General features: G+C 70.9%; 19 protein-coding genes and 3 tRNA genes. 5 read left to right on the top strand and 17 right to left on the bottom strand.

What is annotated here, in order from left to right; all coding sequences use genetic code 11:
• Positions 1–31: 31 nt before the first annotated feature.
• The gene (locus EER34_RS07370; protein WP_127473850.1) at positions 32–238 is read right to left on the bottom strand and encodes a hypothetical protein; all 207 of its coding nucleotides are present in this window, start codon (positions 236–238) and stop codon (positions 32–34) included.
• A 191-nt stretch (positions 239–429) separates the two neighbouring features.
• Here EER34_RS07370 and EER34_RS07365 point away from each other — a divergent pair, with 191 nt between their 5' ends.
• Entirely contained in the window at positions 430–1,653 is a 1,224-nt protein-coding gene (locus EER34_RS07365) for a DUF4192 family protein (RefSeq protein ID WP_127473849.1), read from the top strand.
• Positions 1,654–1,658: 5 nt separating this feature from the next.
• Here the strand turns inward: EER34_RS07365 and lysS are convergent, their stop codons facing one another.
• From lysS to tilS, 14 genes are all read right to left on the bottom strand, one after another.
• A complete protein-coding gene (gene lysS, locus EER34_RS07360; RefSeq protein ID WP_127473848.1) occupies positions 1,659–3,188 on the bottom strand; it encodes a lysine--tRNA ligase in 1,530 nt (509 codons plus the stop codon).
• Positions 3,189–3,264: 76 nt separating this feature from the next.
• A complete protein-coding gene (locus EER34_RS07355) occupies positions 3,265–4,047 on the bottom strand; it encodes an MBL fold metallo-hydrolase (protein ID WP_127473847.1) in 783 nt (260 codons plus the stop codon).
• Between the two features lie 15 nt (positions 4,048–4,062).
• Positions 4,063–4,911 carry a pantoate--beta-alanine ligase gene (panC, locus tag EER34_RS07350; RefSeq protein WP_127473846.1) on the bottom strand — a complete coding sequence of 283 codons (849 nt, stop codon included), beginning with the start codon at positions 4,909–4,911 and terminating at the stop codon, positions 4,063–4,065.
• The gene (locus EER34_RS07345) at positions 4,908–5,621 is read right to left on the bottom strand and encodes a DUF2520 domain-containing protein (RefSeq protein WP_127473845.1); all 714 of its coding nucleotides are present in this window, start codon (positions 5,619–5,621) and stop codon (positions 4,908–4,910) included. The genes panC and EER34_RS07345 overlap by 4 nt, the downstream gene beginning before the upstream one ends.
• Positions 5,618–7,357, bottom strand: coding sequence for a PH domain-containing protein (locus EER34_RS07340; protein ID WP_127473844.1), 1,740 nt, complete (start codon positions 7,355–7,357; stop codon positions 5,618–5,620). The genes EER34_RS07345 and EER34_RS07340 overlap by 4 nt, the downstream gene beginning before the upstream one ends.
• Complete coding sequence (locus EER34_RS07335) at positions 7,354–7,938, bottom strand: PH domain-containing protein (protein WP_127473843.1); 585 nt, start codon at positions 7,936–7,938, stop codon at positions 7,354–7,356. Before EER34_RS07335 ends, EER34_RS07340 begins: the two co-directional genes overlap by 4 nt.
• Positions 7,880–8,377 (bottom strand): DUF3180 domain-containing protein, encoded by a 498-nt coding sequence (locus EER34_RS07330; protein ID WP_127473842.1) that lies wholly within the window; start codon positions 8,375–8,377, stop codon positions 7,880–7,882. Before EER34_RS07330 ends, EER34_RS07335 begins: the two co-directional genes overlap by 59 nt.
• Positions 8,374–8,907 carry a 2-amino-4-hydroxy-6-hydroxymethyldihydropteridine diphosphokinase gene (folK, locus tag EER34_RS07325; protein WP_127473841.1) on the bottom strand — a complete coding sequence of 178 codons (534 nt, stop codon included), beginning with the start codon at positions 8,905–8,907 and terminating at the stop codon, positions 8,374–8,376. The genes EER34_RS07330 and folK overlap by 4 nt, the downstream gene beginning before the upstream one ends.
• Positions 8,904–9,278: a dihydroneopterin aldolase gene (gene folB / locus EER34_RS07320; protein WP_127473840.1), complete on the bottom strand. Its 375-nt coding sequence runs from the start codon at positions 9,276–9,278 to the stop codon at positions 8,904–8,906. The genes folK and folB overlap by 4 nt, the downstream gene beginning before the upstream one ends.
• Positions 9,251–10,093 carry a dihydropteroate synthase gene (gene folP, locus EER34_RS07315; protein ID WP_127473839.1) on the bottom strand — a complete coding sequence of 281 codons (843 nt, stop codon included), beginning with the start codon at positions 10,091–10,093 and terminating at the stop codon, positions 9,251–9,253. The genes folB and folP overlap by 28 nt, the downstream gene beginning before the upstream one ends.
• Entirely contained in the window at positions 10,090–10,677 is a 588-nt protein-coding gene (gene folE, locus EER34_RS07310) for a GTP cyclohydrolase I (protein ID WP_127473838.1), read from the bottom strand. The genes folP and folE overlap by 4 nt, the downstream gene beginning before the upstream one ends.
• A 10-nt stretch (positions 10,678–10,687) precedes the next feature.
• Positions 10,688–12,694, bottom strand: a complete 2,007-nt coding sequence (ftsH, locus tag EER34_RS07305) for an ATP-dependent zinc metalloprotease FtsH (RefSeq protein WP_127473837.1) — start codon at positions 12,692–12,694, stop codon at positions 10,688–10,690.
• Between the two features lie 147 nt (positions 12,695–12,841).
• A complete protein-coding gene (hpt, locus tag EER34_RS07300; RefSeq protein WP_127473836.1) occupies positions 12,842–13,393 on the bottom strand; it encodes a hypoxanthine phosphoribosyltransferase in 552 nt (183 codons plus the stop codon).
• A gap of 9 nt (positions 13,394–13,402) precedes the next feature.
• Positions 13,403–14,407 carry a tRNA lysidine(34) synthetase TilS gene (tilS, locus tag EER34_RS07295; protein ID WP_127473835.1) on the bottom strand — a complete coding sequence of 335 codons (1,005 nt, stop codon included), beginning with the start codon at positions 14,405–14,407 and terminating at the stop codon, positions 13,403–13,405.
• 172 nt (positions 14,408–14,579) lie between these two features.
• Between tilS and EER34_RS07290 the strand changes: the two genes are divergently transcribed.
• Positions 14,580–15,113 (top strand): inorganic diphosphatase, encoded by a 534-nt coding sequence (locus EER34_RS07290; RefSeq protein ID WP_127473834.1) that lies wholly within the window; start codon positions 14,580–14,582, stop codon positions 15,111–15,113.
• 69 nt (positions 15,114–15,182) lie between these two features.
• On the opposite strand, the gene EER34_RS07285 is transcribed toward EER34_RS07290, so the two are convergent.
• Positions 15,183–16,535, bottom strand: a complete 1,353-nt coding sequence (locus EER34_RS07285) for a M23 family metallopeptidase (protein ID WP_240642167.1) — start codon at positions 16,533–16,535, stop codon at positions 15,183–15,185.
• 220 nt (positions 16,536–16,755) lie between these two features.
• On the opposite strand from EER34_RS07285, the gene EER34_RS07280 reads away from it, so the two are divergent.
• The 3 genes from EER34_RS07280 (at position 16,756) to EER34_RS07270 (ending at position 17,080) form a co-directional block, all read left to right on the top strand.
• A tRNA-Glu gene (locus EER34_RS07280) sits at positions 16,756–16,828 on the top strand.
• Positions 16,829–16,856: 28 nt separating this feature from the next.
• Positions 16,857–16,930: transfer RNA gene (locus tag EER34_RS07275), tRNA-Asp, on the top strand.
• Between the two features lie 77 nt (positions 16,931–17,007).
• Positions 17,008–17,080 (top strand) — tRNA-Phe (locus tag EER34_RS07270).
• Positions 17,081–17,118: 38 nt separating this feature from the next.
• Here EER34_RS07270 and EER34_RS07265 read toward each other — a convergent pair.
• A complete protein-coding gene (locus EER34_RS07265) occupies positions 17,119–18,387 on the bottom strand; it encodes an FAD-dependent oxidoreductase (RefSeq protein WP_164743485.1) in 1,269 nt (422 codons plus the stop codon).
• Positions 18,388–18,441 lie beyond the last annotated feature (54 nt).

Raw genomic sequence — 18,441 nt, 5'->3', positions numbered from 1 at the left:
AGCGTGTGCCCCACCTTAGTGGGGGTCACCGTCAGTGCTCGGCGGCGGCGGGGGCTTCGCCGGATGCGGCGGCCGGCGGCAGTCCGCGCTTCGCGCGCTCCTTCGCCTCGATGCGGGCGTATTCGCGGCGCTCGTTGCGGTCGGCGCGGATCACGCTGCGCATGACGTAGAAGAAGATCAGGCTGACGACGACGGTCGGAAGCAGCGTCCACACGACTGCGACCCAGTAATCGTCCATGGTTCCAGGATACGCGGGTTCACCGGCGAGACCGCTCGCCCGCTGCGGCGGCCGCCGCCTCGCGAGACGGGCGTCCGCCCCGACCTCCCCCCGTGCGGCGGTTCCTCCCCAGCCGCGCGCGGAGCGGGGCATCCTCCACATCGCGCGACCGGGCGACGCACGGTCGGCGAACCCGTCCAGAGTCGTCGTCCATGACCACCATCGTCAAGGCCGCGGGCGCCGCGGAATTCCTGTCACTCGTCCCCCGCATGCTCGGCTACGTCCCTACACGCAGCCTCGTCATGATCCCGTTCGAAGGGTCGCGCAGCATCGGCGCAATGCGCTTCGACCTTCCGGACGGCGAGCCGGACGCCGTCGACCGGGTCGCCGCGACCGTGATCGGCATGGTGTGCCGCCTTCCCGATGCCGACGCCGTCGCCGCGATCGCCTACACCGACGCGGGCTTCTCGGACGGTGAGGGGATGCCGCACGCCGACCTGTTCCGCGCGCTCGAGCGCCGGGCCCACGCCTGTGGCCTGGGCCTGACCGACGCGCTGTGCGTCGGCGGCGACGGCTGGGGGTCGGCGCTCGACGTCGAATGCCCGGCCGGTGGCCGGCCTCTCGACGACCTCGATCTCGAGTCGGCCGTGCTCGGCGAGGCGACGCCGGATGGGGATCAGGCTTCCGGCGCGGGGCTCCCGGCGCTCGATCTCGCCCGCACCGAGCGCGTCGGCCGGGCATTGGTCGCCTTCGAGCGGGCGGTGTCGGTGCTCTGCGGGGACGACGAACGTCGACCCCCCGTCGAACGGCGAGCGGATCGTGCGTCCGTCCGCGAAGACTCGACCGCGACCTCAGGCGCGGTCGAGGCATCCGCCACCACGGAGTCGGCGCGGATCGACCCCGCCGCGCTCGCCGCCGTCTGCGATCTCGACGACCTGCCGTCGCTGTTCGAGGAAGCGCTCGCATGGGATCCCGCCGACCTCGCTCCGTACGACGCCGCCGCCCTCGTGTGGTGCCTGTCGCGCCCCGCGCTGCGCGACGTCGCGCTCGTGCAGTGGAGCGGCACGGTCGCCGACGGCGACGAGGCGTTCGACGCGCAGCTGCGCTGGGAGGCGGGCGAGGAGTACCCCGTCCATCTCGCCATGCAGCTGTGGGGCGAGGGCGATCGGCCGGATCCGGATCGCCTCGAGCGGGCGCTGCAGCTGACGAGGCACGTCGCCGCTTCTGCGCCCCGGCCGTCGCGTCCCGGTGCGCTGGCGATGTGCGCCTGGCTGTCGTGGGCCCTCGGCCGGTCGACGCATGCCGAGGTGTACGCCGTCGAGGCGTGCGAGATCGAACCCGAGCACGGACTCAGCGAGATCGTGCGATCGTTCGTGCTCGCCGGGCATCTGCCCGACTGGGCGTTCCGGCGACCCGGGCGCGCGGAGGCGTCGTGACGCGACTACTTGACGAGCGGGAAGAGGATCGTCTCGCGGATGCCGAGGCCGGTGATGGCCATGAGCAGTCGGTCGATGCCCATGCCCATGCCGCCGGTGGGCGGCATGCCGTGCTCGAGCGCCCGCAGGAACTCCTCGTCGATCCGCATGGCCTCCAGGTCGCCGCGTGCGGCGAGCTTCGCCTGCTCGACGAACCGTTCGCGCTGGATGACCGGATCGACGAGCTCGGAGTATCCGGTGGCGAGCTCGAAGCCCCGGGTGTAAAGGTCCCACTTCTCGACGACGCCGGGGATCGAGCGGTGCTCGCGGACGAGCGGGCTCGTGTCGATCGGGAAGTCCATGACGAAGGTCGGACGCGTGAGGCCCGGCTTGACGAAGTGCTCCCACAGCTCTTCGACGAGCTTGCCGTGGGTCGCGTGCGGCGGAACCTCGACGCCGACGTCGGCGGCGAACGCGAGCAGCTCGTCGAGCGTCGTCTCGGGCGTGACGTCGCGGCCGGACGCCTCCGACAGCGACCCGTACATCGACAGGCGCTCCCACTGACCGCCCAGGTCGTACTCGGTGCCGTCCGCCCACGTCACGAGGGTCGAACCGGTCACGGCGACGGCGGCGTTCTGGATGAGCTCCTGCGTGAGGTCGGCGATGCCGTTGTAGTCGGAGTACGCCTGATAGGCCTCGATCATCACGAACTCGGGGCTGTGCGTCGAGTCGGCGCCCTCGTTGCGGAAGTTGCGGTTGATCTCGAACACCCGGTCGATGCCGCCCACGACAGCTCGCTTGAGGAAGAGCTCCGGGGCGATGCGCAGGTAGAGGTCCGCGTCGAACGCGTTCGAGTTCGTGATGAACGGACGAGCGGATGCCCCGCCGTGCTGCACCTGGAGCATCGGCGTCTCGACCTCGAGGAAGCCGTGGCTCGCGAACGTCTGGCGAACGCTGGCGTTGGTCTTGGCCCGCGCGATCACGGTGTCACGTGCGCGATCGCGCACGATGAGGTCGAGGAAGCGGCTGCGAACGCGGTTCTCCTCGCTCAGCTCGTTGTGGAGGTTCGGCAGCGGGAGGATCGCCTTCGCCGCGATCCGCCAGTCGCTCACCATGATCGACAGCTCGCCGCGGCGGCTCGAGATGACCTCGCCCTGGACGAACACATGGTCGCCGAGGTCGACGAGGTCCTTCCAGCGCTGCAGCGACTCGTCGCCGACGGCGGCCAACGACACCATGGCCTGGATGCGGCTCCCGTCGCCGGCCTGCAGCGTCGCGAAGCAGAGCTTGCCGGTGTTGCGGCTCGACACGACGCGTCCGGCGACGGCGGCGGTCTCGCCGGTCTCGGCGCCGGGTTCGAGATCGCCGAAGCGGGCCCGCAGCGCGGGGATCGTGTCGGTGATCGGCAGACTCACCGGGTAGGCGCCTCCCGAGGCATCCGTCCGCTCCTCCATGAGTCGCTCGCGCTTGGCCAAGCGCACGGCCTTCTGCTCGAAGATGTCCTCTTCGGTCGGCTCGGGGGCGTCGGCGGGCGCGGCCGCGGGCGTTTCAGTCATGGGTGGGAGCTCCTCGCAAAGTCGCCGCCAAGTCTATCGGCGCCGGCTCGGCGGTCCCTGTGCTCCGGACGCGGCCTCAGCCGAGGTCGACGGGCACACCCAGGGGCGCCCAGCGCACGCGGTTGCGCACCTCGACGGGCGCCGCCTCGAATACGCGCGCTGCCGCCTCCTCCTGCTCCGAGAAGTGGCTCCAGCCCTCGACGTGCACCGGCACCGCGACGCCCGGCTCGGCCAGGTCGATCAGCTCGACGGCGTCAGCTGCGTCCATCGTGTACGAGAGCGGACCCGTCAGCGGGAACTTCACCGCTCCGATGTGGACGAGCGCGACGTCGGGGCGGAGCGCGGCGGCGGCACGACGGAGCCCGCCGTACAGAACGGTGTCGCCGGTCATCCAGAGTCCGGGCCGAGCCTGGCCCTCGATCGTGAGGGCGAAGCCGACGACGGGACCGACGATGGGCCCCGTGAGCGGCGCGCCGTGGCGGCACGGGGTCGCCTCGACGGTGATCGTCCGCTTGCCCTCGGCGCTCAGGGTGGTCTGAGCGCCGGCGGCGAGGCCGCGTACATCAGGGTGGGAGGTCGCCTTCGCGCCTGCGACGGTCGTCAGCACGGTTGTGGCCCGGGCGAGACCGGCGCGACCCGCGTCGTCGAGGTTGTCGGCGTGGTGGTGATGGCTGAGGAGGACGACGTCGACGTCTCCCACGTCGTCGAGCGACAGCGCCGGCCCCGTCGTCTTGCGCGACGTGGTGCCGAGCGCGAAGGAGTATGTCCTACCCGGCGGATCGAACGTCGGATCGGTGAGGATCCGCCATCCGTCCCACTCGACGAGAGCGGTCGGCCCGCCGATCCGTGTCACGCGCATGCCGGCCTCCGAGCCTCAGCTGATGTAGATCAGGGCGCTGTCGATGAACCGATGGCCCGCGACGCTCGCCGCGATGAGCGCGAGCGCCGGACCCTGGTGACCCTCGTCCACCGGGAGGAACGACTTCGGATCCACCACGCTCAGGTATTCCAATCGGATGCGGGGCTCACCCATCAGGGCGGACTGGGCGGCCGCGATGCACGCGTCGACACCGCGGTCGGCGTTCGACGCCGCCGCATCGAGCGCGGCGGGGAGCAGCCCGGCGGCGGCGAGGTCGCGATCATCCAGCATCCCGACGCGGGTCGACACCGGCAGCCCGTCGTCGCCGCGCACGGTCTCGACGGTGGCGACCTCGACGTCGAAGTACAGGTCGCGGATCATCCGGCGGACCAGGAAGATGCGCTGCGGGTCGCGCTCGCCGTACACCGCGACGTCCGGCTTGACCAGGTTGAGCAGCTTCGCCTCGACGGTCAGGAGCCCGTCGAAGTAGAACGGTCGCGAACGACCCTCGTAGCGCAGGCCCAGATCGCCGGCCGTGACCTTCGTCGTCGCCGTGCCGTCGGGAAGGAGCTCCGCCGCATTGGGGGCGAAGATCACGTCGACGCCCAGCGACTCGAGGAGCTGCTCGTCGTCGTCCGGCGTTCGCGGGTACGCGGCGAACTCGGCGTGGGTCGCGAAGCGGAGCGGGTTCACGAACACCGACACGACGACGATCTCGGCGACCTCTCGGGCGCGGTGGACGAGGTCGATGTGGCCGTCGTGGAGAGCGCCGATCGTCGAGATGAGCGCGACCCTGGCCCCCTCGGGAGCTGCGGCTCTGGCCTCGGCCAGTCGGGAACGCAGCCCGTCGGTGGTGCTGATCATCCGTCGATCGTAGCGGTGGGATCGCTCGGCCCGGCGGACCCCGCGTCGGCGAGCGCATGGTCGATGGTCGTGTGCACCAGCGCCGAGAGGAATGCACCGGGATTCGGCACCCCGGCCTCGGTCAGCAGTCCGGCCGCCTGCCGCACGATCGAACGCGAGAACTCCGTCGCCGCACCGACGGCCTCGCCGTACACGGCGCGGTCCTCCTCGGAGATCACGACCGGCTCGCAGCCGAGCTCGACCGCGAGCGCCTGCGCGATCGGGAGGACCGGACCCGGGGCGGTGACCGCCGCGTATCCGGTGGAGAGCTGTCGCAGATCCATCGAGGTGCCGGCGAACACGATCGCCGGGTGGACCGCGAGCGGGATCGCACCCTGCGCGACGGCAGGCGCGAGCACCCCGGTGCCGAAGCCCGGATCCGTGTGGAGCACGAGCTGTCCGGGCTGCCACGCCCCGACTGCGGCGAGTCCGGCCACCAGACCCTCGAGCTGTTCGTGCGGAACCGCGACGATCACGAGCTCGCTCCGGCGGAGCACCTCTGGGGCGTCGAGCGTCGGCACACCGGGCAGGATCGCCTCGACCCGCTCCGGGTCCGACCCCTTCGTGATGCCGACGAGGGCGTGCCCCGCCCCGGCGAGGGCGGCGCCGATGACCGGGCCGACGCGCCCGGCGCCGATGATGCCGACGCCCAGTCGTCCGTCGCGGGTCATGCGCGCTCCTCCGCCGGGCGCGTCGGCTCGTTCTCGTCGTCCGACTCCGTGGCAGCAGGACGAGGGGGCTCGACCGGGACCGGCTCCGGCGGCGCCGAACGCTCCGGCAGCGACGGCGCGACCACAGGGCCGTCCTCTTCGGCCCACCGGTGCGACCGGTCTCCGGAGGCGGCCGTGACCGCGCCGCGGGCCACGCGGTCGAACAGCGCGAGGCTCTCGTCCCGGTCGATCGCGGCCAGATGCGCGTAGACCGGGCCGGTGACCACATGCCCGCGCAGTGACGCCACGCGCGACATCCGATCCAGCGGCCCCTGGTGCAGCCCGATGCTCTGCAGACGGGCGAGGGGCAGGATGGCGAGCTTGCGCCACACCACCCCGCGACGCAGGAGCAGCACGTCGTCGGTCAGCCGGAAGCCGTTCCGGCGGTAGGAGAACGGCCGGATCCACCACGCGCGGCGCGGGGTGTTGGTGAACGTGTCGCCCTCGACCGGTCCGAGGATGCCCTGCTGCACGATGAGCGGCCATTCGGACTCGGGGACGGTGGGCTGGAGCAGCCGCAGCACGCGCTCGACGTCGGCCGCGGTTCCGACCGGCAGCACGGTCGTGAACTGATCGGTGTTGGTGTCGGTGGCGGCGCGCCCGGTGAGCCGGTTGATGCGGATCATCCACCAGCCGGCCGGCCGCCACAGGATCGGCTGGGTGACCTCGACCGCGTGCACCCTGCCCGGCGGCACGATCTCGGTGACCGTCGTCAAGAGCCCGAACGTGATCCGCACACCGTCGGGCGTGGGCGCGATGGAGTACCTCAGCGACCGCATGATCGAGCGGATCCAATAGGCCCCGAAACCGATGATCGCCGGGACGAAGCCGAAGAGCAGCCACGTCACGCCCTGCGAGACGCCGATCACGATCGCGACGGCGGCGAAGAGCAGTCCCACCGTGGACATGCTCACGACATGGGATGCCACGAGCCTGCCGAACGGGATGTTGACGACCGAGTCCGGCACCTCGACCGGAAGCTCGGGTCCTTCGATGAGACCCGTGATCTCGCGGCCGACCGTCTGACCGAGTGCGGCCACGCGGCCGCCCTGACGTGCAGGCCCCGTCGTGGCCGCGGCATCCCCGAGCCGTCTCCCGGATGCGAGTCGCAGGATGTCGGCGCGCACCGCCTCGGCGTTCGGCGTCGACAGGTACTCCAGCTTGACGTTCGAGTCGGTGCCCGCGCCGACGACCTCGAGCTTGGCCGTGCCGAGCAGACGGGCGATCATCGGGCGCGTGAGGTTCACTCCCTGCACGCGGTCGAGCGGCGCGCGGCGCTGGGTGCGGAACAGAATGCCGCTGCGCACCTCGACGTCGTCGTCGGTGATGCGGAACGTGTGGAACCGCCACGACATGTAGAACACGGCGACGATCACGATCAGCACGCCGAGCACCGCGAGGACGGCCACCAGGTACAGGTTGTTCGCGATGACGAAGTCGACCGGGTCGCCGGTCCCCTCCCACTCGCTCATGCCCTCTTCGAACTCGTCGCCCATGCCGGGTGCGAGCCAGGGGAGGAAGAGGAACAGCAGCCGATCACGGAGGTTCGCGACGACGATGCCGATCACCACGATCAGGAACAGGCCGCCCCGCAGCAGCGGGGTGAGCGGGTGCAGCCGGTGCCACTCGCCGTCGCTGAGCGGCGAGCGCACCAGGTTCTGCGGCGGGGCGTCGGGCGAGGGAGCCGCGTCGGTCATAGGCCCGTGCGCCGGCTCTCGGCGACCTCGACCAGATGGTCGCGGAGCGTCTCGGCGGTCTGCTGCTCCAGGCCCGGGATGACCACGCCCGTCACGGCCGCTGCGGTGACGAACTTGAGCTGGGCGATGCCGAAGCCGCGGTCGAGCGGGCCGTGCGTGATGTCGACGAGCTGCATGCGCCCGTACGGGACGGCGACGAAGCGCTGCCAGAGGATCCCCTTGCGGAAGACGAGGTCGTCGTCGCGCAGCTGGTAGCCGATGGACCTGGCCTGGCGCGGGAGGATCGCGAGCGACCAGACCAGGATGACGGTGAGGATGCCGCCGGGGATCCAGGCCCACGTCTGATGCATCAGCAGCACGAGGACCAGCGTCACCGCCACCACCAGCAGCAGGAACAGGCCCGTGGAGATGAACTGCACCCAGACGTACTTCGGCGAGATCTGGTGCCACACGCCGGACTCGAGGACCAGCCGGTTCTCGGACCGGGGCTCGGCGAGGCGCTCGAACGTGCCGCCGGCCTGATCAGTGGCCGTGGATACGGGGCTCGAGTCCGGGCCCGTCGCCTTCGGGCTGTTCGTCATCGTCGTCCTTCCGGATGGTGCACAGGTGCTCCGCGACGAGCGCGGCCGCCACCAGGAGCGCACCGCAGACGGCCGTCGCGATCACCGTCGCCATCGAGCCTAGCGATGGTGTGACGGGTCGGGTCACGAGGAACAGGAGCAGCCCGACCGCCAGTCCGCCGAGTGCCGCGCCGACGATGCTCGACGCCTTCGCGAGCATCGCCACGCGCACGGCGCGGAACGGGTTGACGGCAGCGGTGCCCGAGCCGCGGGTCGCGCGGCGGATGGGCACCGCGAGCACGACGACGATCGCGCCGAGCAGCACGAGCATGATCGGCAGGGTGACGGCGGGCGTGAATGTCGCGCGACCCGACGACGTCAGCAGCTGGTCGAGCAGGAACCCCGCGGCGACGCCCAAGGCGGCCGAGACGAGGAGGATGCCCGCTCCCGTGCGCTTCATCCCTGTCCTCGCAGTCGCGCGAGCGCGGCGTCGACGCGGCCCGTGCCCGGCAGCGTCGCGTCGGGGTCGACGGCGAGCCACGGCACGAGGACGAAGTCGCGCTCCGCGGCACGCGGATGGGGCAGCAGCAGGGCCGGGTCCTCGCTTCGGAGATCTCCGTAGGCGATGAGGTCGAGGTCGAGCGTGCGGTCGCCCCACCGCTCGCGACGCTCACGCCCGTGGCGCTCCTCCACGGCGTGGAGGTACGACAGCAGCACCGACGGCGCGAGGCGGGTCGTGACCAGAGCGACGGCGTTCAGGTATGCGGGAGCCGAGGCATCCGGGCCATCGGGCTTCACCGCCACGGACTGGACCGGCTCGGACGCGCGCACCGCGTCGACGAGCGGCAGGCGTCGTAGGTCGTCGATCGCCGCAGCCATGGTCGCCGCACGGTCGCCGAGGTTCGCGCCGAGCGCGACGACGGCCTCGACCGAAGCATGCTCGGCGTGCGGCGTCGCGCCGTCGAATCCCTCGGCCAGGCGCCGGCTCATCGCGACTCCCTCGCGCGCTCGATCGTCACCGCGACATCGGCGAACGACAGGGGGATGGGCGCGTGCGGCTTGTGCACCGTCACGCGCGCCCGGTCGACGAGCTCGATCGTGAGGAGGTGCTCGGCGATGCGCGCGGCCAGCGTCTCGAGGAGGTTCACCGGCTCGCCCGCGACGATCGCTCCGATCTGCTCGGCCATCTCGCCGTAGTGCACGGTGTCGGCGACATCGTCGGTGGCGGCGGCACGCCGGGTGTCGAGGTGCAGGGTCACGTCGACCACGAAGTCCTGTCCGACGCGGCGCTCCTCGTCGTAGACGCCGTGCCGGCCGAAGACGCGCAGCCCGGTCAGCGTGATCTCGTCGGCGACGCCCATCGGCTCTCCCCCTCCCATGCCCGCGCGACGGCCAGCGCGTCGCGGGTCGCGGCGACGTCGTGCACGCGCACCGCCCAGGCTCCGGCCTGCGCCGCGAGCACGCTCGTGACGGCTGTCGCGAGGTCGCGGCGCCGCTCGCCGACATCGGCCTGAGCATCCGGATCGCCCGCGAGCGTCTCGGCGAGGAACCGCTTGCGGCTCGTGCCCACGAGCACGCGCGGTCCCATCCCGACGAGCCTGGCGGTGCCCCGCAGGGTCGCCCAGTTCTGCTCGCCCTTCTTGCCGAACCCGATCCCCGGGTCGAGGATCACCCGCGACGGTGCGATGCCCGCCGCAGCCGCGGCCTCGACCCGTTCTGCGAGCTCGGCGAGGACGTCGGTCACGACGTCGGCGTACGCGGCGCGGGCGTACATGTCGGCCGACGGCCCGCGCCAGTGGCCCAGCACGACATCGGCTCCGGTCGCGGCGACCGCTGCGAGGAGCTCCGGATCGGCGAGCCCGCCCGACACGTCGTTGACCAGCCGGGCACCGGCGTCGACGGCCGCCACGGCCGTCGACGCGTTCATCGTGTCGATGCTCACGTAGGCACCCGCCTGGGCGAGCGCGCGCACCACGGGGACGACCCGCTCCTGCTCGACGGCGGGCGCGACCCGCTCCGAGCCGGGACGCGTCGATTCCCCGCCGACGTCGAGGATGTCGGCGCCCTGCACGCGCAGCGCGAGCCCGTGGGCGACGGCGGCCTCGGCATCCAGGTACCGCCCGCCGTCGCTGAACGAATCGGGCGTGACGTTCACGATGCCCATCACGAGAGTCATTCGCGGCTCCCGAGCAAGGCGATCAGCTCGGCGCGCGCCACGGGATCGGCGAGCTCGCCCCGCGCGGCGATGGTGACGGTCGAGGCATCCGCCTGCTGCCCGCCCCGCATCGTCACGCACTCGTGAGCGGCGTCGAGGACGACCAGCACGCCCCGCGTGTCGAGCGACCCCGCGATCACGTCGGCGATCTGCTCGCCCAGGCGCTCCTGCACCTGCGGCCGCGACGCCAGGATGTCGACGACCTTCGGCAGCGCGCCCAGCCCGACCACCTTCTCGCCCGGCAGGTACGCGATGTGGGCGTGCCCGCGGAAGGGCAGCAGGTGGTGCTCGCACACGGAGCGGAAGCGGATGTCGCGCATCATCACCGCCCCGGACGGAAGGGTCTCGGGCGCCGGCCCGCGCGTCACCGAGATGGTGTGCGCGAGCGGGGCGGACGGGTCCTCCCCCACTCCGGCGAAGAACTCGCCATACGCGTCGGCCACCCGGCCGGGCGTCAGACGCAGCCCCGGACGGTCGGGGTCCTCCCCGATCGCCTCGAGCAGTTCACGCACGAGCGCGGCGACGCGCTCACGGTCCACGGCCACGCGCCCGAGCCTACGCGGTCGCGGGACGCGCCTGACCGGTCGGGCGGCGCTGCGGAGCCTTCTCGGTCACGGGCTGCTCGGCCTCGGTCTGAGCGGCCGCTCCGACCGGCTCGGGGCGGGCGGGAACGGTCACCGGAGGGAGCACGGAGACGGGCCGCTGCTCGCTCGAGAGCCACTGCGGACGCGGAGGCAGTCGCTTGACATCCTTGAAGATCTCGGCGAGCTCGAGGTGGTCGAGCGTCTCCTTCTCGAGGAGCTCGAGAGCGAGCTTGTCGAGGATGTCGCGGTTCGCGTTGATGACCTCGTAGGCCTCGTTGTGGGCCTGCTCGATGAGTCCGCGCACCTGGACGTCGACACGCTCGGCGATGCGCTCCGAGAAGTCGCGGCCGTGGCCCATGTCACGGCCCATGAACACCTCGCCCGACGACGAGCCGAGCTTGACCGGGCCGACGTCGTTGGTCATGCCGTACTCGGTCACCATCTTGCGGGCGATGCTCGTCGCCTTCTCGATGTCGTTGGAGGCACCGGTGGTCGGGTCGTGGAACACGATCTCCTCGGCGACGCGACCGCCCATGGCGTAGGCGAGCTGGTCCTGCAGCTCGTTGCGCGTCACGGAGTACTTGTCTTCGAGAGGGAGCACCATCGTGTAGCCGAGCGCCTTGCCGCGGGGCAGGATCGTGACCTTCGTGACCGGGTCGGTGTGGTTCATCGCCGCCGCTGCGAGCGCGTGACCGCCCTCGTGGTACGCGGTGATGAGCTTCTCCTTGTCCTTCATCACACGGGTGCGGCGCTGCGGACCGGCGATGACGCGGTCGATGGCCTCGTCGAGGGCGCGGTTGTCGATCAGCTGGGCGTTCGAGCGGGCGGTGAGGAGCGCGGCCTCGTTCAGGACGTTGGCGAGGTCGGCGCCGGTGAACCCCGGCGTCTTGCGCGCGACGACCTCGAGGTCGACGCCGTCGGCGAGCGGCTTGCCGCGGCCGTGCACCTCGAGGATCTTCGTGCGGCCCTTGAAGTCGGGCGCGTCCACGCCGATCTGACGGTCGAAGCGGCCCGGGCGCAGCAGCGCGGGATCGAGGATGTCGGGGCGGTTGGTCGCCGCGATGACGATGACGTTGACCTTGGGGTCGAAGCCGTCCATCTCGACGAGCATCTGGTTGAGCGTCTGCTCGCGCTCGTCGTGGCCGCCGCCCATGCCGGCGCCGCGGTGACGGCCGACGGCGTCGATCTCGTCGATGAAGATGATCGCCGGCGACGTCTCCTTCGCCTGATTGAAGAGGTCGCGCACGCGGCTCGCGCCGACGCCGACGAACATCTCGACGAAGTCCGAGCCGGAGATCGAGTAGAACGGTACGCCGGCCTCACCGGCGACCGCGCGGGCGAGGAGGGTCTTGCCCGTTCCGGGAGGGCCGTACAGGAGCACGCCCTTGGGGATGCGGGCGCCGACCGCCTGGAACTTCGACGGATCCTTGAGGAAGTCCTTGATCTCCTCGAGCTCCTCGATCGCCTCGTCGGAGCCGGCGACGTCCTGGAACGTGACCTGCGGCATCTCCTTGGTCACGAGCTTGGCGCGCGACTTGCCGAACTGCATCACCTTGCTTCCGCCGCCCTGGGCGCTCGAGAGCAGGAACCAGAACAGCAGGCCGAGGAGCAGGATCGGGATGAGCAGCGAGATGAAGCCGTCGAACCAGCTCGCGCGGGGGACGGCGTCGTTGAACCCGTCCTTCGGGTCGGCGGCGTCGATCGCCGCGACGACCTCATCGGCACGCGCCGAGACGTAGTAGAACTGCACGTCGCTCGCGCCCTCGTAGTCCTCGGAGAGCTTCATGTCGACCCGCTGGTCGCCGTCGGTGTTGACGACCTCGGTGACCGTGCTGCCGTCGAGGAGCTCGAGACCCTCCTGCGTGGAGATCTGCTTCGCGCCGTTCAGGCTCGAGATGAGCGAGAACCCCACGATCAGGAAGACCCCGATCAGCAGGACGTAGAAGAGCGGGTTGCGGGTGATCTTCTTGAAGTCCATGGTGCGGGCGCGAGCCCGATCCCTTTCGTCGACGAACCGGCCGCGCGAGTTCGAGTCGGCGCGCCGGCGGTGGAATCAGGGTATCGCGGGGCTCCTATGCCCCGTCTGTGCATTCGCCGGGGGCGTAATCGCAGACCGCTGGGAGCCTCAGCTGTAGACGTGCGGCGCCAGGATCGCGACATCCCGCAGGTTGCGGTACTTCTCGGCGTAGTCGAGGCCGTAGCCGATGACGAACTCGTTCGGGATGTCGAAGCCGACGTACTTGCAGTCGACCTCGACCTTCGCGGCATCGGGCTTTCGGAGCAGGGCGAAGACCTCGATGGAGGCCGCACCGCGCGACTCGAAGTTCTCGAGGAGCCAGCTGAGGGTCAGACCGGAGTCGATGATGTCCTCGACGATGAGGACGTGCTTGTCGTGGAGGTCGGTGTCGAGGTCCTTGCGGATCTGCACGACACCGCTCGACTTCGTGCCGGCACCGTACGACGACACCGCCATCCAGTCCATCGGAACGGTCATCGGCAGCGCGCGAGAGAAGTCGGCCATCACCATGACGGCCCCCTTGAGCACGCCGACGAGCAGGAGGTCCTTTCCGGCGTAGTCCTCGGCGACCCGGGCCGCGATCTCTTCGAGCTTCGCGTGGATCTGCTCCTCGGTGACCAGGATCTTGGTGAGTTCGCTCTGGATGTCGGCCGCGCGCATGGTGAGAGTCTAGGCGTCGCCGGTCGACGTGAACTCGAGGCGGCCGCCGAGGCGGCGGGCGCGGCATCCGGGCAGGTCGATGGGGCCCTGGCCCGACCAGTCGGTGACCAGCCTCGCGACCTCGAGGGTCTGCGCGCGCGTCAGACTCCGATGGAACTCGCTGGCCACGACGTGGCGGATGATCCGGTGGCGCAGGGCCGCGGGATTCGCGGCGAGCGCGGCCACCGACACCGAGATGCCGGCTTCGGCGTGCTCGACGATGTCTTCGATCGTCTCGTCGATCATGTCGTCGAAGGCCTCGGCGTCCTCGCGCAGTTGAGCGGCGGTGCGGGCGAGCGCCTCGGCGATGCCCGGGCCGAGCTCGGCCTCGAGGACGGGCAGCACCGTCTCCCGAACCCGCACCCGGCTGTAGCGCGGGTCGGAGTTGTGCGGGTCGTCCCACGCGTCGAGCCCCTCGGCGACACAGGCCGCGCGGGTGGTCGCGCGGCGCACCTCGAGGAGCGGACGCAGCAGGGCGACGCCGTCGAGATCGGATGCCGCGGCCATGCCCTGCAGGCTCGAGCCCCCCGCACCGCGGGCGAGGCCGAGCAGCACCGTCTCGGCCTGGTCGTCGAGGGTGTGGCCGACGAGCACCGCGGCCGCTCCTCGGTGCCGCGCGACATCCGTGAGCGCCCGGTACCTCGCGTCGCGTGCGGCCGCCTCCGGCCCGCCGTCGCCGGCGACGATCACGCGCTGGACCACCGTCTCGAGCCCCAGCGCTGACGCCGTCGACGCGGCGGCGGACGCGGCATCCGCCGATCCGTCCTGCAGTCCGTGGTCGATCGTGACCGCGACGGCCCGCAGGCCGAGCTTGGGCGCCTCGAACGCGACGGCCGCGGCGAGCGCGAGCGAGTCGGCGCCGCCGGAGAGACCGACGACGACGGCCTGGCCGGTCGGGATGCCGGCGAGCGCACGGCGCACGGCCAGCCGCACCTCGGCGACCGCGGGATCGAGACCCGGTCGATGCTGTTCCACCCACCCACCGTACTGATCGCCGGGACGCCGACGAGGCGTCAAGGATTCAGGAGACACGCCGCGGCCGACCCCGTCAGAACGCCTCACGACCGCGCTTCTCCTGAATCTGTGACGGCCCGGGCCCACGACTAGGCTTGTCGCGGCATCCCACCGTCTTTCGAAGGAGTTCCCCATGGGCGCGTACGACGCCGTCATCGAGATCCCGCGCGGCAGCCGCGTGAAGTACGAGGTCGACCACGGCACCGGCCGTGTCTTCCTCGACCGCATCCTCTACACCGCGTTCGGCTACCCGACCAACTACGGGTTCTTCGAGAACACGCTCGGCGAGGACGGCGACCCGCTCGACGTGCTGGTGCTGCTCGACTTCGACCTCGCCCCCGGCGTGCTCGCGAGCGTGCGTCCCGTCGGCGTGCTGAAGATGAGCGACGAGGCCGGCGGCGACGACAAAGTCGTTGCCGTGCTCGGCAAGGACCCGCGCTGGGCGCACATCCAGGACGTGAACGACATCCCCGAGTACACGCGCAAGGAGATCGAGCACTTCTTCGAGCACTACAAGGACCTCGAGCCCAACAAGTGGGTCAAGGTCGACGAGTGGGCGAGCGCGGCCGAGGCGGAGCGTCTCGTCGGCGAGGCGTTCGACCGATTCAAGGAGCACGAGGGCGAGACCCGCACCCAGGGTGAGGGCGTCGCCCCCAGCACGCTCTGACCTGCCGAATCGAAGAGCGGATGCCGTCACGGCATCCGCTCTTCGTCGTTCCGGCGTCGCGCGGGCCGGTCAGACCGAGATGCCTCGATCGGCCATGAAGTAGATGGGATTCACGGGGCCGCCGCCGATGTACACCTCGAAGTGGAGGTGGCAGCCGAACGAGTTGCCGGTGTTGCCCTCGCTGGCGATGAGCTGACCCGCGTTGACCCGCTGGCCCGGGCGGACGAAGATCCCGCCGTTGCGGATGTGGCCGTAGCCGGTGCCCACACCGCCGCCGTGGTCGATCTTGATGTAGTTGCCGTAGCCGCCGTTGTATCCGGCGTAGACCACGGTGCCGCCGTGGGCGGCGTAGATGCCCGAGCTGCACCCGGCCGCGAGGTCGACGCCGTAGTGGAACCCGCTCGAGCAGTAGCCGCTGCCGCACTGCACGCTGCGGGGGCCGTATCCGGAGCTGCGATAGCCGGAGGACGGGCGCGCCCAGCCCGACCCGCCGATCGATCCGCCGCCGCCACCGCCGCCACCGCCGCCCTGATTGAGCTTCTCGGCCTCTTCACGGGCACGGCGCTCTGCCTCTTCACGCGCTTTGCGGGCGGCCTCCGCGGCCGCCTTCACTCCGGCCTCGTACTGCGCGACGGTGCGGGCCGTGGTGTCCTGGAGCGCGGCCAGCTGGCCCTCGAGCACTCCCTTGCGGGCGTTCTGCTCGTCGAGCGCGGCCTGCGCCTCGTCGGCGGCCTTCTGCGACGCGATCATCTTCTGCTCCGCGACCTGCTGAAGCCGGTCGCGCTCGACGCGCTGCACCTCCGCCTGATCGGTGAGGCTCTGGGCGGAGTCGCGGGCGGTGACTGCGTCGGCGTACACGGCCTGGTTGCGCTCGAGCAGCTTGTCCATCGTGCCGAGGCGTGCCAGCAGATCGTCGGCAGAAGCGGCCGAACCGGAGAAGAACAGCTCGAGCGAGGTGTCGTCGCCGCCGTTGCGATAGAGCTGGGCGGCCACGCGGCCGGCCTTGTTCGCCGCATCCACCGCCGCCTGCGCCTGCTCGTCGGCCTGCAGCTGGAGCTGCTCGGCGCGGTAGACGGCGTCGAAGTACTCCTGCTGGGCGACGTAGAACTCGTCGGCGAGCTGCTCGGCGATCGCCTTCTTGGCGGCGACGTCGTCGGCGAGCGCCTGGATCAGGTTCTGGATGCGGGTGACCTCGGCCGCCTTGGCGGCTTGATTGGCCTTCGCCCGCTGCACGTCGTCCCACGAGGGGTAGCCCGCGGCGAACGCCGGGGCGACGAGCGGGCCGCCCACGGCGCCCAGGGTGGCGAGGGCGATGGCCCCGACGCCGAGCGCGCCGCGACGGCTCATCGAGGGCCACAGGGTGCGACGTTCACGCGGAGACGGTGCGCAGCCGCACTCATCGAGGGCGTCGTCGGTACTCACCAGACCTCCCCTCGTGACGTGAACACGTTTCACAGTAGCAACATCAGTCACATCCGCAACCGGTCTGCGATCATGCGACTCACCGCCTCGGGACAGCGGTCGCCAGGCCAGTGTCATCCGCGATGCGTCGATACACAAGGTCGCCACGCCCTCGATTGGCGCATTCGCATTCCATTGCGTATGCTTGACCCTCGGTAAGGCCGAGCCCCCGGGCTCACCCGGCCCCATCGTTTAGCGGCCTAGGACGCCGCCCTTTCACGGCGGTAGCACGGGTTCGAATCCCGTTGGGGTCACTCTCCGAAACTGATAACTGAATAGCATGGCCCTGTAGCGCAGTTGGTTAGCGTGCCGCCCTGTCACGGCGGAGGTCGCGGGTTCAAGTCCCGTCAGGGTCGCTCCGAGCGACGGGTCCTTCTTCGGGGGGACCTTTCGTCTAGGACGCGGCAGCAGTGTGAATTCGCGTACGCCGCGCGGCTCTGTAGCTCAGTTGGTAGAGCGCACGACTGAAAATCGTGAGGTCACGGGATCGACGCCCGTCGGAGCCACTGAGACCCTCTTCTGGCTTCTACAGGAGGGGGTTTCTTCATGCCCCCGGCGGCCCGCCGTCCAGAAGCGCAAGCCGTGGCGAGCCGGGCGCAAGGGCGCGCGCGACGGTCACGGCCGACCGGATCGCGCTCTCGTGCGAGTCGGCGTCGTCGGTGTACAGCCCCGCCAGCCACAGCCCGTGATCGCCCTGCAGCCGCCTGAGCCGTCGCTGCGCATCGAAGTAGGCGAGGTCGATCGCGCCGTGCTCGTACTCGGCGAGCGCGTAGACCGGCTCGGGCAGCTTCCGGTCGAACGTCACCCAGCTCTTGAAGACCGGCACCGAACGCCGCGGGTTCCAGATCGACAGTGCACTGTGGGCGCCGTCCCACCGCGCGTTGACGACCGACCATGCGGCGCGGTCGCGCGGCATCCGTCTCGGGTCGCCGTGGATCGCGACCCTGGTGTCGAAGTACGAGAATCGCTCGAGCTGCGCGGCCGCCGTCCCGAGCTCGGGGATCCCTCCGATCAGCCCTCGGGCCTGCCGCGCGTTCGTCGCCACGACGACCCGGTCGAAGGGGTGAAACTCACCGGCGGCGTCCGCCACGGTGAAGCCGCGAGCGTCGCGGGTGATTCCGCGGACGTCTGCGCCGAGCCGCACGCTGGTGCGGACCAGTCCGCCGGCCAGGGCGTCGATGTAGACCCGCAGCCCGCCCGGGATCTCGCTCTGCATCGGGGGCCGCAGCCCTCCGGGCAGGTTCGCGCCGAGGTAGTAGAGCGCGTTGTAGGCGGCGAACTCACGGAACTGCTCGGGCTCGACGCACCAGAACGACAGCAGCAGCGGGAACAGGAAGTCGTCGACGAACTCCTTCGGGAGGCGGCGGCTCTCCAGGTAGGCGGAGATCGTGACGCTGGTGTCGCGGCGTTCGCGGAATGCCGGGATGCCGGCGAGGAATCGCCGGAACCGCAGCAGCGTGCTCACCGCCTTCGGCGTGAGCGACGACCACACCGGCCCGCCGGGCCCGAACGGCGGCATGACCACGGCGCCGCCCCGCTGCGCGGAGAACACCGTCAGCGTCGCGGGGTACGCGCGGCGGGGCACCGCCAGCACGTCGAGCAGGCGGTTGAACGTGCGGTAGCTCGCACCCGGCGCGAAGAACTGGAATCCGGCGTCGACATCGAGACGCCCCTGGTCCGTCACGATCGCGACGGTGTGCGCGTGCCCGCCGAGCCGCTCGTCCTTCTCGAACAGGGTCACGTCGTGCTCGCCGTCGAGCAGCCAGGCGGTCGTGAGCCCCGCTGCTCCTCCTCCGATGACGGCGACCCTCACACCACTCCCGCCTCCGCCGCGTGCTCGGATGCCGGGACCGGCGTCTTCCGTCGC

The sequence above is a fragment of the Microbacterium sulfonylureivorans genome (assembly GCF_003999995.1).
Taxonomy (GTDB): Bacteria; Actinomycetota; Actinomycetes; order Actinomycetales; family Microbacteriaceae; genus Microbacterium; species Microbacterium sulfonylureivorans.
The sequence above is the reverse complement of the archived record's forward strand: the minus strand, read 5'-3'. Positions and strand labels throughout refer to the sequence as shown.